Source organism: Microbacterium gallinarum (genome assembly GCF_014837165.1).
GTDB classification, from domain to species: Bacteria; Actinomycetota; Actinomycetes; order Actinomycetales; family Microbacteriaceae; genus Microbacterium; species Microbacterium gallinarum.
This window is the reverse complement of the sequence record NZ_JACSPM010000003.1, coordinates 429,766-444,148: the sequence shown is the minus strand read 5'-3', so window position 1 is coordinate 444,148 and position 14,383 is coordinate 429,766. Positions and strand designations below refer to the sequence as shown.

The window sequence follows — 14,383 nt, the reverse complement described above, 5'->3', positions numbered from 1 at the left end:
ATGACCCCATGTCCGCTCCACACCTGCGCCTCAGTGCTCTCGCCGTTATCGCGCTGGCCGGTAGCCTCGTGCTCTCCGGCTGCGCCGGCACCGCAGCGCCCGAGTCCTCCGGCTCGGACGACGCCGCCGCTTCCGGCAGCTTCCCCGTGACGTTCGAGCACATCTACGGCGAGACCACGCTCGACGAGGCGCCCGAGCGCATCGCGACGTGGGGCTGGGGTGCCACCGATGCCGTCCTCGCGCTCGGCATCGTGCCCGTCGCCATCCCGTCTTCCGAGTACGGAGGCGGAGACGACCGCATCACCCCGTGGGTCGACGAGGCGGTCACCGAGCTCGGCGGCGAGCCGCCCGTCATCCTCGACAACTCGGCATACGAACTGTCGGTCGAGGAGCTCCTGGCGACCGACCCCGACGTGCTCATCGCGTCGTACTCGGGCCTGACGCAGGAGGAGTACGACGCCGTCACCGGCGCCGGCATCCCGGTGATCGCTCCGGAGGAGGCGCTCTGGGCCACGCCGTGGCGTGACGTCATCACCGACACCGGTCGCGCGCTGGGCCTGGCGGATGAGGCGGACGCCGTGCTGGCCGACCTCGATCAGCAGATCGCGGACGCCGCGGCCGAGCACCCGGAGTTCGAGGGCCTCTCGATCGCCTACGCGGACGACGACGTCGACACGTTCTACCTCTACCTGCCGGCCGACCCGCGCGTCGAGATCCTCGCGGACCTGGGCTTCACCAGCGCCGACTCGGTGACCGCGCTCAACAGCGGCGAGTCGACCTTCTACACGACCGTGAGCAGCGAGAACCTCGATCAGATCGACGCGGACGTGCTCTTCACGCAGGCCGAGCAGCAGGCGGACCTCGACGACTTCCTGGCGTCCGACCGCGCCGCGCTCATCCCGGCCATCGGAACCGGCGCCGTCGCCGCCATCGTCGGCGAGGAGAACGTCGCCGCGATCTCTCCGACCGCGCTCACCCTGCCCTGGATCCTGCCCGACATCGTCGAGCAGCTGGCCGCCGCGGCCGCTGCCTCGGCAGCGCTGGGCTGATCCACTGCACCTTGCAGGAGCCCCGGCCGATCCGGCCGGGGCTCCTGTCTGTCCGGGCGCGGAGCGACGCCCGGCAGCCGCAGCTTCTCCGCCGCCTATACTGGGAGGCTGGCCGTTCGGCCACCTCCCCTTCTTCATCGACGGAACGGACTTCCGCTGTGCTCGCCGTGCACGACCTCGAGATCCGCGTGGGCGCCCGCGTGCTCATGTCCGACGTGTCGTTCCGCGTCTCGGCGGGCGACAAGGTCGGCCTGGTGGGTCGCAACGGCGCCGGCAAGACCACGCTGACGAAGGTGCTCGCGGGGGACCTGCTGCCGGCCGAGGGCAAGGTCGACCGCATCGGCGAGCTCGGCTATCTGCCGCAGGACCCGCGCTCGGGCGATCCCGACATGCTCGCGCGCACGCGCATCCTCGACGCACGCGGCCTCGGCACCATCGCTCTGGGCATGCACGACGCATCCGTCGCGATGGGCAGTGATGATCCGGATGCCGCGGCCCGCGCCATGCGCAAGTACGCGAACCTCACCGAGCGCTTCGAGGCGCTCGGCGGCTACGCGGCCGAGGCGGAGGCGGCCTCGATCGCGCACAACCTGTCGCTGCCCGACCGCATCCTGGATCAGCCCCTGCGCACCCTCTCGGGCGGTCAGCGCCGGCGCATCGAACTCGCCCGCATCCTGTTCTCCGATGCCGAGTCGATGATCCTCGACGAGCCGACGAACCACCTCGACGCCGACAGTGTCGTGTGGCTGCGCGAGTTCCTCAAGGGGTACAAGGGCGGGCTCATCGTGATCAGCCACGACGTCGAGCTCGTCGGCGAGACGGTGAATCGCGTGTTCTACCTCGACGCGAACCGTCAGGTCATCGACGTCTACAACATGAACTGGAAGAACTACCTGCGCCAGCGGGTGGCCGACGAGGAGCGCCGCAAGAAGGAGCGCGCCAACGTCGAGAAGAAGGCCACGGCGCTGCAGCTCCAGGCCGCCCGGTTCGGCGCGAAGGCGTCGAAGGCCGCCGCCGCGCACCAGATGGTCGCGCGCGCAGAGAAGATGCTGTCGGGTCTCGACGACGTGCGTCAGGAGGAGCGCGTCGCCAAGCTGCGCTTCCCCAAGCCGGCGCCGTGCGGCAAGACTCCGCTCATGGCGTCGGGTCTGTCGAAGTCGTACGGGTCGCTCGAGATCTTCACCGATGTCGACCTCGCGATCGACCGCGGCTCGAAGGTGGTGGTCCTGGGGCTCAACGGTGCCGGCAAGACGACGCTGCTCCGGATCCTGGCGGGCGTCGACAAGCCCGACACCGGCCAGATCGAACCGGGTCACGGCCTCAAGGTCGGCTACTACGCGCAGGAGCACGAGAATCTCGACGTCTCGCGGTCCGTGCTCGAGAACATGATGTCAGCTGCGCCGGACATCACCGCCACCGACGCCCGCAAGGTGCTGGGGTCGTTCCTGTTCACCGGAGACGACGTGCTCAAGCCCGCCGGCGTACTGTCCGGTGGCGAGAAGACCCGGCTGTCGCTGGCGACGCTCGTGGTCTCGAGCGCGAACATGCTGCTGCTCGATGAGCCGACCAACAACCTCGACCCCGCCTCGCGCGAGGAGATCCTCGGTGCGCTGTCGCACTACGAGGGCGCGGTCGTGCTCGTCTCGCACGACGAAGGCGCTGTCGAGGCGCTCAACCCCGAGCGCGTGCTCATCCTGCCCGACGGCGTCGAGGACATCTGGGGCCGCGACTACGCCGATCTGATCACGCTCGCGTGATCAGATCTCCCGGTGGTTGAGCAGCCGCGGCTTCAGCCGCGGCGAATCGAAACCGATCACGCTCGCGTGATCAGATCTCCCGGCGGTTGAGCAGCCGCGGCGTCAGCGGCCCGCGGCGTCGAGGAGGGCGTCCTCGTCCTCGGCATCGCGATCACGTCGACGCGATGCCGGACGCGGGGGAGCGGCATCCGATTCCGACTCGTCCTCGGCGTCTTCGCGACGGTGACGCCGCTCGGTGCGGATGACGTAGCCGATGAACACGAAACCCATCACCGCGAAGAGGATCCACTGGATCGCGTACGAGAGGTGCGGGCCCGGGTCCTCAGAGGGCGAAGCGAGCGCCTGGGGGCGGTCGGCGGCTGCGGGGTCCTCCGAGACCATCACTCCGTACGCGCTCAGCTCGAGCGCGCGACCGACGTCGGCGGAGACGGCGTCGGCGACGAGCGGAAGGTGGATCGTCGGCACCTGGCCCTCGGGCGCGGAGCGCCCCGACGAGGGGAGCGGCTCGCCGGGCTTCAGCCGCGCGATCACGGTCACCTCGCCCTCGGGTGCAGCCGGAACCGCATCGGGCTCGGGCTGGTCGTCGCCCGGCGGCACCCAGCCGCGGTCGATGAGCAGCACGCGGCCGTCCACGAGACGGAACGGCACGAGCACCTCGAAGGCCGAGGTGCCGCCATGCGGCCGGTTGCGCACCAGCAGCTCGTCGTCGGCGACGTACTCGCCCACCAGACGCACCGGGTGCCACTGGTCACCGGGGTCGAGCGCCCCACCGGCCGGGATCAGCTCGTCCAGGGGAACGGGCGTCGCGTCGTAGTTCGCCTCGACGAGGGCGAGCTGCGCGGAGCGCTCCTCATTGCGGGTGAACTGCCAGTTCGACAGGAACGCGCAGGCGATCGCGAACACGACCGCGAGCGAGATGTAGATCGCCCAGCGACCGGCACGCGGGAGCGACTGCATGCTCACTTCGCGGCGGGCGCTCATCGGGCTGCTCCGCTCGCGCGCAACGGCTCCACCGCGACGGGGAAGTCCCGTGCGGCGAGGAATTCGCGCAGGTAGTCACGATGCTCGTCGCAGGCCACCCAGGTCTTGGTGCGGTCGGCGGTGTGGATTCGCGGATTGCGCCAGTCGATCCGCCACGTCGCCTCGGCGCGGCATCCTGCCCTCGAGCAGGTCGCGGAGGCGACGGGCTCGTCATGCGCGAGGCTCATGCGATGCCGTCCGGGCGATCGTCGGTCGTGCCCGGTTCGGCGGCTTCCGGCGCGGGCGCGGCTCCGGACGCGGGGGCTGGACCAGACGCCGGCGCCGCTGCGGAGCCAGGCGTCCCGTCGATCGCCGGCGTCTCGTCGATGCGGATCACATCGCCCGCACGGGCGTGGGGCGGAGCGGCAGGCGTCGCCGGGAGGGCGCGCTCGGGATCCTCGCGGCGGTTGCGCCGGGCTTCTTGGCCGACGTTGGCGAGAACGACGGCGATGTACGGGAGCAGGATGGCCGCCGCACCGAAGACCCACGTGTACCAGCCGTACGGCGTGATGGCGACCATGAGGATGAAGCAGGCGACGCGGACACCCATCGTGAGGAGGTAGCGGGTCGATCGCGCGTCGACATCGTCACGTGGCGCCCGCGGCAGCGACGTGGCGGACTGAGGCCGACTCGAACTTTTCACCGTCCTTCAAGACTACGCCGCGCGACCCCTGCCGGCGTCCCCTCGAGGGCGCGTGCAGGGGCCGCGAGCGGTCAGGAGCTGTAGACGGTGCCCTGGTTCATGGCCCAGGCGAAGAACGCGAAGAACAGGATCGTGCCGAGGATCCACAGGGCGAGGCCGACGTACCCGACGATGGTGCCGGCAAGCGCCATGCCGCGGCCGTTCTCGCCGTTCGTCTTCAGCTGGTTGAGCGAGATGTGACCGGTGATGATGCCGCCGAGCGACCCGATGAAGGGCAGGATTCCGATGAATCCGACGATCGACGCGATGAGCGAGACGATCGCGAGCACGTTGGTCTTGGCCGGAGCGCCGTAGCCGTAGGCCGGAGCCCCGTACTGCGGTGCGGCGCCGTACTGCGGGGCCGCGCCGTACTGCGGGGCCGCGCCGTACTGCGGGGCCGCACCGTAGGGCGCCTGAGGCGCTCCGTACGCGGGGGGCGTCTGGGCTGCGCCGGAGGCGGTGGGGGCGCCGTACGCCGGCGGTGCCGGCGGTGGGTACCCGGGGCCGGGCTGCGCCGCCGGGTCGGGGACGGTCGCGTCGGGGGTGTTGTCGCTCACGGGCTGACCTTTCTCGAGACTGCTCATAGCGTTCCAGCGCACGGCGTGGGGTGTCAAACGCCGCGCGACTAGGCTGGTCCGGATCCGTCACACACCCCGGGAGCTTCATCATGTCCAGCGATCGCGTCGTCCTCGTCACCGGCGGAAACCGCGGCATCGGCCGCGCCATCGCCGAGCGCTTCGTGGCGCAGGGGTACAAGGTGGCCGTGACCGCCCGCTCCGGAGAGGGTCCGGAGGGCACGCTGACCGTGCGCGCCGATGTGACGGATGCCGCGGCCGTCGACGCCGCTTTCACCGAGGTCGAACGGGCTCTGGGTCCTGTCGAGATCGTGGTCGCGAACGCCGGGATCACCAAGGACACGCTGCTGCTGCGCATGACCGAGGACGACTTCGACAGCGTGGTCGCCACGAACCTGGGCGGAGCCTTCCGTGTCGTCAAGCGCGCGTCGAAGGGAATGCTGAGGGCACGCTGGGGTCGCGTCATCCTGATCTCGAGCGTCGTGGGACTGTACGGCTCGGCCGGGCAGATCAACTACGCAGCCTCGAAGAGCGCGCTCGTAGGCTTCGCCCGCTCGCTCACCCGGGAACTCGGGGCGCGCGGGATCACGGCGAACGTCGTTGCACCCGGGTTCATCGAGACCGACATGACGGCCGAACTCGGCGACGCGACACAGGCCGAGTACAAGAAGAGCATCCCCGCCGGACGATTCGCCACGGCGGACGAGGTCGCAGGCGTCGTCACGTGGATGGCGTCCGACGACGCCGCGTACATCTCGGGCGCTGTCATCCCCGTCGACGGCGGTCTCGGGATGGGGCACTGACCGCGCCCCACCCCTACCACTCCGGCGTCAGCGCACCGCAGCGATAAGCGCACTCGACAGACGCTCCGGCTGAGAGAACTGCGGCCAATGGCCTGAACCCAGCGCGACGACCTCGGCATCGGCGATCGCGTCGAACTCTGCGCTGTAGGGCCCCCACTGGGCGATCGCCTCGCGGAACGCCGGCTCGTCCATGCCGCCGGAGAGGATGGTCACCGGCACCGCGTGACGCGCGGTGCCCTCGAGCCGCACCTCATCGCTCGGCACCTTGGCCGGGACGGAGCGCGTGCGCTGCGCCCATGTCGCCCGGGTCTCGGCGTCGATGTCGGCGACGTCGGGCTCGTCGAAGAACTCCCATCCCGGGAACGGGATCACGCCGTCGACCACGTCGAACTCGGAGATGCTTCCCCCCGGCGGCGGCGGCACGCTGTCGACGAACACCACCCGGGCCACACGGTCGGCGCGCGCCTCGGCGGCCGCCCACACCACGTTGCCCCCGCCGCTGTGCCCCACGAGGACCACCGGCTCGGCCGACGCATCGATCTCGGCCACGACGGCGTCGACCCAGTCCTGGATGCCGATGTGGGCCGACTCGGCCGCCGGCGCGCCGACGCCGGGAAGAGTCACGGGGCGGGGCGTGTGGCCCGCCTCTCGGAGTGCGGGAACCACGGGGTCCCATGACGCAGCGTCGAGCCAAAGACCGGGAATGAGGATGATGTCCATGACGCCGACGCTATCGAGGGTCGCCGACACTCCGGGGGTCAGGGGAGCAGCGCGATCACTTCGGCCAGATCGACGGGTCCGACCACGACGTCGGCGCGCTCGCGCACCGCCGGCTTGGCGTTGAAGGCGACGCCGAGGCCTGCGGCATCCATCATCTTCAGATCGTTCGCGCCATCGCCGATGGCGATCGTGCACGCCAGCGGCACACCCGCCGCCGATGCCCACTCGCGCAGCGCCGCCGCCTTGCCCTCGGCGTCGACGATGTCGCCGTGGACGACCCCGGTGAGCGCGTCGTCGGCCACGGCGAGGCGATTCGCCCGCCATACGTCGACCCCCAGCGACGGCGCGACCGTGTCGAGGATCTCGTGGAATCCGCCGGAGACGACTCCCACCGCTCCGCCGCGCGCGTGCACGGCGTCGATGAGCTCGCGCACCCCGGGCGTCGGCTCGATCCGGGCGAGCACGTTCGCGAACGCCGACACCGGGACACCGGTCAGCCGCTCGACCCTCGATCGCAGGCTGGTCGCGAAGTCGACCTCCCCCCGCATGGCCGCCTCGGTCGCCGCAGCGACCTCGGGACCACGGCCGGCCTCATCGGCGATGAGCTCGATGACCTCGTTGCGGATCAGTGTCGAGTCGGCATCGAGCATGACGAGGAAACGGGCGTGGGCGGGTACAGGCACCCCTCCACGCTAGCGCCGCGGGCACACGTGACCCCAACCGGCGGTCATCGTTCGACGTGGATTCCCTTGCCGACCACGGTGATGCCGCTGTCGGTGACGGTGTACCCCCGTGCCAGGTCGCGATCGCGGTCGACGCCGACGGTGGCCCCGTCGGCCAGCACGACCTGCTTGTCGAGGATCGCGCGGTGGATCCGCGCGCCCGCGCCCACCTGCACATGGTCGAACAGCACCGAGTCGGTGATCGTCGAGCCGCCTCCCGCGAGTGTCCATGGGCCGACGACGCTGCGCTCGAGGTGGGTGCCGGACAGCACGGATCCGAGCGAGACGATCGAGTCGATCGAGTTGCCGATGCGCCCGACCGAGTCGCGCACGAACTTCGCGGGCGGCGAGTTCACCGCCTGCGAGTGGATGGGCCAGTCGGTGTTGTACAGGTTGAACACCGGCAGCGTCGAGATGAGGTCCCTATGGGCGTCGAAGAACGAGTCGATCGTCCCGACGTCGCGCCAGTAGTACCGGTCGCGATCGGTGGAGCCGGGCACGTCGTTGCGGTTCATGTCGTAGACGCCGGCCTCACCGCGGCCGACGAAGTACGGCACGATGTCGCCACCCATGTCGTGATTGGACGTCGGCAGCTCGCCGTCGGCCTCGACGGCCTCGATCAGCGCGTCGGTGTCGAAGATGTAGTTGCCCATCGACGCCAGCACCTCGCCCGGGGAGTCGGCCAGGCCGGTCGGGTTCTGCGGCTTCTCGAGGAACTCGTTGATGCGCGTGGGGTCGGCCTTGTCGACGTCGATCACCCCGAACTGGTTGGCGAGGGAGATCGGCTGACGGATGCCGGCGACCGTGGCGCGTGCGCCCGAGTCGATGTGCGCGGCGAGCATCTGGCGGAAGTCCATGCGGTACACGTGGTCGGCGCCGATGACGACCACGATGTCGGGCTGCTCGTCGTTGATGAGGTTCAGGCTCTGCAGGATCGCGTCGGCCGAGCCGGAGAACCACCGCTTGCCCAGGCGCTGCTGCGCGGGCACCGAGGCGACGTACGAGTCGAGCAGCGCCGACATCCGCCACGTCTGGGAGATGTGGCGGTCGAGGCTGTGGGACTTGTACTGGGTCAGCACGACGATCTGCCGCAGGCCCGAATTGATGAGGTTCGAGATGGCGAAGTCGATGAGCCGGTACTGGCCGCCGAACGGCACCGCCGGCTTGGCCCTGTCCGCGGTGAGCGGCATGAGGCGCTTTCCCTCGCCGCCGGCGAGGATGATTCCGAAGACCTTCGGCGCTGCAGGCATGGCACCACCCTAGGCCCGCACACCGATCGGGCCCAACGGCTACACGCGGGTTGACTCGTGTACTAAGTTGCGTCCCATGCGCGTCGACATCGTGACCAAGGAGTACCCGCCCGAGATCTATGGCGGAGCCGGCGTGCACGTCACCGAGCTGGTGAAGGCGCTGCGGCAGAGCATCGACGTGCGGGTCCGGGCGTTCGGCGCCGACCGCGACGAGGCGGGCACGTCCGCGTACGGGGTGCCCGCCGAGCTCGCCTCCGCGAACGCTGCAGTGCAGACGCTCGGCACCGACCTCGAGATCGTGACGGATGTCGCGGGCGCCGACGTCGTGCACAGCCACACCTGGTACGCGAACTTCGCCGGACACCTGGCGTCGCTCCTCCACGGCATCCCTCACATCGTCACCGCGCACAGTCTCGAGCCTCTCCGGCCCTGGAAGGCCGAGCAGCTCGGCGGCGGGTACGCGGTCTCGAGCTGGATCGAGCAGACGGCGTACGAGGGCGCCGCGGCCATCGTGGCGGTGAGCGACGGCATGCGCCAGGACATCCTGCGCAGCTACCCGGCGCTCGATCCCGCGAAGGTCCGCGTCATCTACAACGGCATCGACGTCGAGTCGTGGCATCCGGTCGACGATCCCGGACTGCTCGCACAGCTGGGCGTCGACGCGTCGAGGCCGTCCGTCGTGTTCGTCGGGCGCATCACGCGCCAGAAGGGGCTTCCGTACTTCCTCCGTGCGGCCGAGCAGCTTCCGCCCGACGTGCAGGTCGTCCTGTGCGCCGGCGCGCCCGACACCCCGCAGATCATGGCCGAGGTGGAGGGGCTGGTGCGCGGCCTGCAAGAGACCCGTGAGGGTGTCGTATGGATCGATCGGATGCTGTCGCGCCACGAGCTCTGCACGATCCTGACCGCCGCCACGACGTTCGTGTGCCCGTCGGTGTACGAGCCCCTGGGCATCGTCAACCTCGAGGCGATGGCGTGCGGCGCTGCGGTCGTGGGCACCGCGACCGGCGGCATCCCCGAGGTCGTCGTCGACGGCGTCACGGGAAGACTGGTGCCCATCGACCAGGCGCAGGACGGCACCGGCACGCCGACCGACCCGGAGCGATTCGTGGCCGATCTGGCACGTGTGCTGACGGAGGTCGTGAGCGATCCCGAACGCGCGCGGGCCTATGGAGCGGCAGGGCGCGCACGGGCCACCGAGGACTTCAGCTGGGGGAGCATCGCCGAGCAGACGGCGGCGCTGTACGCGGAGGTCGCCGCCGACGGCCGATAGGCTGGACGACATGCCGCAGGTGCTCGAGTTCTCCGACGTCGTCGTCCGCAGAAACGCCAAGGACATCGTCGACCACCTCGACTGGACCGTGAGCGACGACGAGCGCTGGGTGATCCTGGGGCCGAACGGCGCCGGCAAGACCACGGTGCTGCAGCTCGCCGATACCCTCATGCACCCGACCTCGGGTGTCGTCTCGATCCTGGGGGAGCGACTCGGCCGCACCGACGTGTTCGAGCTCCGCCCGCGGATCGGCTTCGCCTCCTCCGCCATGGCTCGCCGCGTGCCGCCGGAGGAGACGGTCCTCAACGTCGTGCTCACCGCCGCGTACTCGGTTCTCGGCCGCTGGCGCGAGGACTACGAAGACATCGACGAGCGCCGCGCGCTGCGCGTGCTCGCCGAGTGGAAGCTCGATCACCTCGCCGACCGCACGTTCGGCACGCTGAGCGACGGCGAGCAGAAGCGCGTGCAGATCGCGCGCGCGGTCATGACCGATCCCGAGCTGCTGCTGCTCGACGAGCCCACGGCGAGCCTCGACCTCGGCGCGCGCGAAGAGCTGCTCACGCTGCTCAGCGGCTACGCGAAGGCGCCCACGACTCCCGCGATGATCATGGTGACCCACCACGTCGAGGAGATTCCCGTCGGGTTCACGCATGTCCTGCTGCTCCGAGAGGGCCGCGCGGTGGCCGCCGGACCGGTGCTCCAGACCCTCACCGCCGACAACCTCACCGAGACGTTCGGCGTGCAGATCCAGCTCACCGAGCACGACGGACGCTACGCGGCACGGGCCGCGCACTGACCGCTCTCGGTCTCGATTCCACGTCGGGGCCCGGAGGCTGATAGAATCGCTCTTTGGTGCGCTCGCACCTCAGACTTTGTCCGTCCTGGCAAAATCCAGGGCCCACTTTCAAAGGACTTCCCATGAAGACTGACATCCACCCCGACTACCAGGCGGTCGTGTTCCGCGACCTCGGCTCGGGCGAGACCTTCCTCACCCGTTCGACGGTGAGCAGCGACAAGACGATCGAGCTCGACGGCGTCGAGTACCCCGTCATCGACGTCGAGATCTCGTCGGCGTCGCACCCGTTCTACACGGGCAAGCAGCGCATCATGGACTCGGCCGGTCGCGTCGAGAAGTTCAACCAGCGCTTCAAGAACTTCGGCTCCAAGTAAGCAGCCCACGTGCAAGGCCCCGCTTCGGCGGGGCCTTCGCCGTTCCCGGGCACGCCCGGAGTCAGCGGATCGGCCAGCTGCCGTCGAGGCGATCCTCGGGGTCGAGTCGCCCGATCTGGATGAAGTAGTCGGTCAGGCTCGCCGCCTGGGCGCGCGCCCACGCGATCTGCCGTGTGTGGAGCTCGTGCACGGTCGCCGGCAGCCACGGCGCGAAGCGCTCGGCGAGCGCTTGAGCCACCCGACCCGCGGCGACCGCATCGGCACAGGCGTCGTGCGCGCCGTCGAGTCGCACGGCGTAGTGCTCGGCGACGACCGACAGGGTGCGCTTGCCGCGCCGCCAGCGGTCGTACGCCTTGTCGACGACGAGCGGATCGATCACGGGGGAGGGGTCCACGATGGGATCGATCCCGTGCCGCAGCGCCTCGTGCTTGAGCAGCGAGAAGTCGTACGGCGCGTTGTAGGCGACGACCGGGATGCCGGCATCGAGCAGCCCTCGGACGGCGTTGACGACCTCGCCGACGACGTCGGACGCGGGGCGTCCGTGCGTGCGGGCGTGGGTCGTCGTGATGCCGTGCACCGCAGTCGCGCCCTCTGGAATCTCGATTCCGGGATCGGCGAGCCAGTCGCGTGCGCTCATGACGGCCCCCGAGGCGTCGAGGACGCCCACATGGGCGGTCACGATCCGGTCGGCCGACACGTCGACCCCGGTCGTCTCGAGATCGAACACCCCGACAACGCGCAGCCACTCGGGAGTGTCGAACAGCGACAGTGTCTCGGGCTGCCATCGATCCATGCCCCACACGGTATGGGCCCCGTCCGACAACGCGATCGAGGCGCTCCGGCGCCGCCCTCGTAGACTCGGACGGTGGCCTCCCCGAACCCGTACGCACCGCTGCTCGATGTGATCCCCGTCGAGCGGCGCGAGGCGACGGTGCTCGGCGGCACGACGGCGTACTGGGTGTACGGACCCCACGACGCGGATACCACCGTGATCGCCGTCCACGGCTTCCGCGGCGAGCACCACGGCCTCGAGCCGGTCGTCGCCCACCTCCCCGACGTGCGGATCATCTCCCCCGATCTTCCCGGCTTCGGCGAGACGCCTCCGCTTCCGGGCGTGCGGCACGACCTCGAGACCTACGGCCGCTGGTTGCGCGAGTTCGCGGCGACCGTTTCGCCGGGCGCGGTCATCCTCGGCCACTCGTTCGGCTCGATCGTCGTCTCGGCCGCGGTCGCCGGTGGCCTGGCCACCCCGCGCGTCATCCTCGTCAACCCGATCGGTGCGCCCGCGCTGGAGGGGCCGCGCGGCCTACTGACCCGTCTTGCTGTCTTCTACTACTGGGCGGGGGCACGCCTGCCGAAGCGGGCCGGTGACGCGCTCCTGCGCAACGGTCTCATCGTGCGCGTCATGAGCGAGTCGATGGCCAAGACGAAGGACGCCGACCTGCGTCGCTTCATCCACGACCAGCACGACACGTACTTCTCGCGCTTCGCCGACCGCGATGTGCTGCATGACGCGTTCGTCGCCTCGGTGTCGAACGACGTGCGGGAGTTCGCCCCGCGCATCGCGCAGCCGACTCTGCTGGTCGCGGCGGTGCGTGACGACATCACCCCGATCGAGGCGGAGCGGCATCTCGCGACGCTGTTCCCCGACGCCGATCTCGTCGAGATCGACGACGTCGGGCATCTCATCCACTACGAGACGCCCGCGGCCGCGGCCACGGCAATCAGGGCGTTTCTTGCGCCTTCCGAGCCCGGTACGCGATGACGTTCATGCGGTTGCCGCAGTTGCCGGTGTCGCAGTAGCGCTTCGACCCGTTCTTCGAGTAGTCGATGTAGACGGCGTCGCAGTCGTCGGCCGCGCACACGCGCACCCGCTCGTACTCGTCGGAGCGGATGACGTCGACGAACGCCATCGCCGCCTCGACCATCATGCGCGTGGCGAGCGGCGAGTCGTCGGACGTGGCGTGGATGTGCCAGTCGTACTCGTCGTGGATGACGAGGCGGGGAAGGGCCTGCCCGTCGGCGAGCATGGCGTTGACGAGCGGGACCGCGCCGGCGCGGTCGACGGCCCACAGCTCGCGCAGTCGAGCGCGAACCGCACGCACCGCCGCGACCTCGTCGTCGTCGAGCCGGATCGTACCGGTGTAGGGGTTCGTGAGGAGGAACTCGCGCAGGTCGTCGGGCGACTGCAGGGTGTCTTCGCCGTCGTATCCGGGAAGCGTGTTGACGAGGTCGACGACCATCACGAGGGTGCGTTTCGTGTCATGAATGAAAACCATGTTGACTCCTGACATACTCTCCGATACCGTCACCAGTGTAAGCACACTTCACTCCTGACAGTCGGATGCCGCCCATGACCGTTTCGACCGCCTCGCTTCCGGTGATCGCGCCGGTCGCGGCGTCCTCGCGTCTTCGCACCACCGGGCTCATCATGGCGGTCGCGTCCGCTCTGGCCTTCTCGTCGAGCGGGCCGTTCATCAAGCCCCTGCTCGAGAACGGCTGGTCGCTGGGCGCGGCACTCCTCGTGCGCATGGGGGTGGCCGGGCTGATCCTCTCGCCCGCCGTCTTCCGAGCCATCGGCCGCAACCCCCGGTTCCTGCGGCAGCACTGGAGGCTGATCCTCGGGTTCGGCCTCATGCCCGTGCTCGGGTGCCAGCTCTTCTTCTTCTCTGCGATGCAGCGGATGCCGGTGGCCGTCGCCCTGCTGATCCAGTACCTCGCGCCGGTCATGCTCGTCGGATTCGTCTGGCTCCGCACGCGCAGGGCACCGTCGGCCCTGGTGCTCTGGGGGTCCGCGGTCGCGGTGGTCGGGCTGATCCTCGTCGTCGACATCTCCGGTGCCTCGTTCGACCTGATCGGCACGCTCCTCGCCCTCGCCGCAGCGGTGTGCGTGTGCGCCTACTTCGTCATCTCCGAGCGCGCCGGCGACGATCTGCCTCCGCTGGCCCTCGCGGCGAGCGGCCTGCTCGTGGGCGCGGCGATGATGGGCGTGCTCTGCCTCACGGGTGCGATGCCGTTCGACGCTCCGGCGGTCTCCGTCGTACTCGCCGGCGTCGAGGTGCCGTGGTTCGTTCCGCTTCTGTGGGTGGCGGCGGTCGCCACGACGCTCGGCTATGCACTCGGTGTGATGGCCGTGCCGCGCATCGGGTCGCGCGTCGCGTCGTTCGTCGGTCTCTCGGAGGTGCTGTTCGCCCTCGGCTTCGCGTGGGTGTTCCTCGCCGAGGTGCCCGCGCCGATCCAGTTCGCCGGGGGAGCGCTCATCCTCGCAGGAGTGATCCTCGTGAAGGTGGACGACCTGCGACGGGCGTCCGCACAGCCGCCGACGCCGGCCGCGGCATCCGTCCCCCTGCCCTGATCGGGTGAGG

The 14,383-nt window shown here is 69.9% G+C and carries 17 protein-coding genes; 8 read left to right on the top strand and 9 right to left on the bottom strand.

All coding sequences use genetic code 11. The annotated features are described in order from the left end of the window. Positions 1-8: 8 nt before the first annotated feature. A complete protein-coding gene (locus tag H9622_RS11670) occupies positions 9-1,049 on the top strand; it encodes an ABC transporter substrate-binding protein (RefSeq protein ID WP_191766562.1) in 1,041 nt (346 codons plus the stop codon). A gap of 158 nt (positions 1,050-1,207) precedes the next feature. Further along, positions 1,208-2,806: an ABC-F family ATP-binding cassette domain-containing protein gene (locus H9622_RS11665; protein WP_191766561.1), complete on the top strand. Its 1,599-nt coding sequence runs from the start codon at positions 1,208-1,210 to the stop codon at positions 2,804-2,806. Positions 2,807-2,908: 102 nt separating this feature from the next. Here H9622_RS11665 and H9622_RS11660 read toward each other — a convergent pair whose 3' ends face one another. The 4 genes from H9622_RS11660 to H9622_RS11645 all read right to left on the bottom strand — a co-directional run bounded on the left by H9622_RS11660 (position 2,909) and on the right by H9622_RS11645 (position 5,065). After that, positions 2,909-3,787, bottom strand: a complete 879-nt coding sequence (locus H9622_RS11660) for an SURF1 family cytochrome oxidase biogenesis protein (protein WP_191766560.1) — start codon at positions 3,785-3,787, stop codon at positions 2,909-2,911. Further along, positions 3,784-4,014 carry a hypothetical protein gene (locus tag H9622_RS11655; protein ID WP_191766559.1) on the bottom strand — a complete coding sequence of 77 codons (231 nt, stop codon included), beginning with the start codon at positions 4,012-4,014 and terminating at the stop codon, positions 3,784-3,786. Before H9622_RS11655 ends, H9622_RS11660 begins: the two co-directional genes overlap by 4 nt. After that, the gene (locus H9622_RS11650; protein WP_191766558.1) at positions 4,011-4,469 is read right to left on the bottom strand and encodes a DUF3099 domain-containing protein; all 459 of its coding nucleotides are present in this window, start codon (positions 4,467-4,469) and stop codon (positions 4,011-4,013) included. The genes H9622_RS11655 and H9622_RS11650 overlap by 4 nt, the downstream gene beginning before the upstream one ends. Before the next feature lie 71 nt (positions 4,470-4,540). Continuing rightward, a complete protein-coding gene (locus H9622_RS11645) occupies positions 4,541-5,065 on the bottom strand; it encodes a DUF4190 domain-containing protein (protein WP_318247096.1) in 525 nt (174 codons plus the stop codon). A 110-nt stretch (positions 5,066-5,175) separates the two neighbouring features. Here H9622_RS11645 and fabG point away from each other — a divergent pair, with 110 nt between their 5' ends. After that, positions 5,176-5,886, top strand: coding sequence for a 3-oxoacyl-ACP reductase FabG (fabG, locus tag H9622_RS11640; protein WP_191766556.1), 711 nt, complete (start codon positions 5,176-5,178; stop codon positions 5,884-5,886). A 27-nt stretch (positions 5,887-5,913) separates the two neighbouring features. Here fabG and H9622_RS11635 read toward each other — a convergent pair whose 3' ends face one another. The 3 genes from H9622_RS11635 to H9622_RS11625 form a co-directional block, all read right to left on the bottom strand. Then, entirely contained in the window at positions 5,914-6,606 is a 693-nt protein-coding gene (locus tag H9622_RS11635) for an alpha/beta fold hydrolase (RefSeq protein ID WP_191766555.1), read from the bottom strand. Positions 6,607-6,644: 38 nt separating this feature from the next. Continuing rightward, positions 6,645-7,256, bottom strand: a complete 612-nt coding sequence (serB, locus tag H9622_RS11630) for a phosphoserine phosphatase SerB (RefSeq protein WP_191766619.1) — start codon at positions 7,254-7,256, stop codon at positions 6,645-6,647. Positions 7,257-7,333: 77 nt separating this feature from the next. Beyond that, the gene (locus H9622_RS11625) at positions 7,334-8,578 is read right to left on the bottom strand and encodes a glucose-1-phosphate adenylyltransferase (protein ID WP_191766554.1); all 1,245 of its coding nucleotides are present in this window, start codon (positions 8,576-8,578) and stop codon (positions 7,334-7,336) included. A 76-nt stretch (positions 8,579-8,654) separates the two neighbouring features. Here H9622_RS11625 and glgA point away from each other — a divergent pair, with 76 nt between their 5' ends. The 3 genes from glgA to H9622_RS11610 all read left to right on the top strand — a co-directional run bounded on the left by glgA (position 8,655) and on the right by H9622_RS11610 (position 11,018). Further along, entirely contained in the window at positions 8,655-9,848 is a 1,194-nt protein-coding gene (gene glgA, locus H9622_RS11620; protein ID WP_191766553.1) for a glycogen synthase, read from the top strand. A gap of 10 nt (positions 9,849-9,858) precedes the next feature. Next, positions 9,859-10,644, top strand: coding sequence for an ABC transporter ATP-binding protein (locus H9622_RS11615; protein ID WP_191766552.1), 786 nt, complete (start codon positions 9,859-9,861; stop codon positions 10,642-10,644). A gap of 122 nt (positions 10,645-10,766) precedes the next feature. Then, positions 10,767-11,018, top strand: a complete 252-nt coding sequence (locus H9622_RS11610) for a type B 50S ribosomal protein L31 (protein ID WP_191766551.1) — start codon at positions 10,767-10,769, stop codon at positions 11,016-11,018. Between the two features lie 61 nt (positions 11,019-11,079). Here H9622_RS11610 and H9622_RS11605 read toward each other — a convergent pair whose 3' ends face one another. Next, positions 11,080-11,811, bottom strand: coding sequence for a 3'-5' exonuclease (locus tag H9622_RS11605; RefSeq protein WP_191766550.1), 732 nt, complete (start codon positions 11,809-11,811; stop codon positions 11,080-11,082). Between the two features lie 72 nt (positions 11,812-11,883). Between H9622_RS11605 and H9622_RS11600 the strand changes: the two genes are divergently transcribed. Continuing rightward, positions 11,884-12,783 (top strand): alpha/beta fold hydrolase, encoded by a 900-nt coding sequence (locus H9622_RS11600; RefSeq protein ID WP_191766549.1) that lies wholly within the window; start codon positions 11,884-11,886, stop codon positions 12,781-12,783. On the opposite strand, the gene H9622_RS11595 is transcribed toward H9622_RS11600, so the two are convergent. Continuing rightward, the gene (locus tag H9622_RS11595) at positions 12,743-13,297 is read right to left on the bottom strand and encodes a CGNR zinc finger domain-containing protein (RefSeq protein WP_191766548.1); all 555 of its coding nucleotides are present in this window, start codon (positions 13,295-13,297) and stop codon (positions 12,743-12,745) included. The two genes, H9622_RS11600 and H9622_RS11595, sit on opposite strands and share 41 nt — an antisense overlap. A 74-nt stretch (positions 13,298-13,371) precedes the next feature. Here H9622_RS11595 and H9622_RS11590 point away from each other — a divergent pair, with 74 nt between their 5' ends. Then, a complete protein-coding gene (locus H9622_RS11590) occupies positions 13,372-14,373 on the top strand; it encodes a DMT family transporter (RefSeq protein ID WP_191766547.1) in 1,002 nt (333 codons plus the stop codon). Positions 14,374-14,383 lie beyond the last annotated feature (10 nt).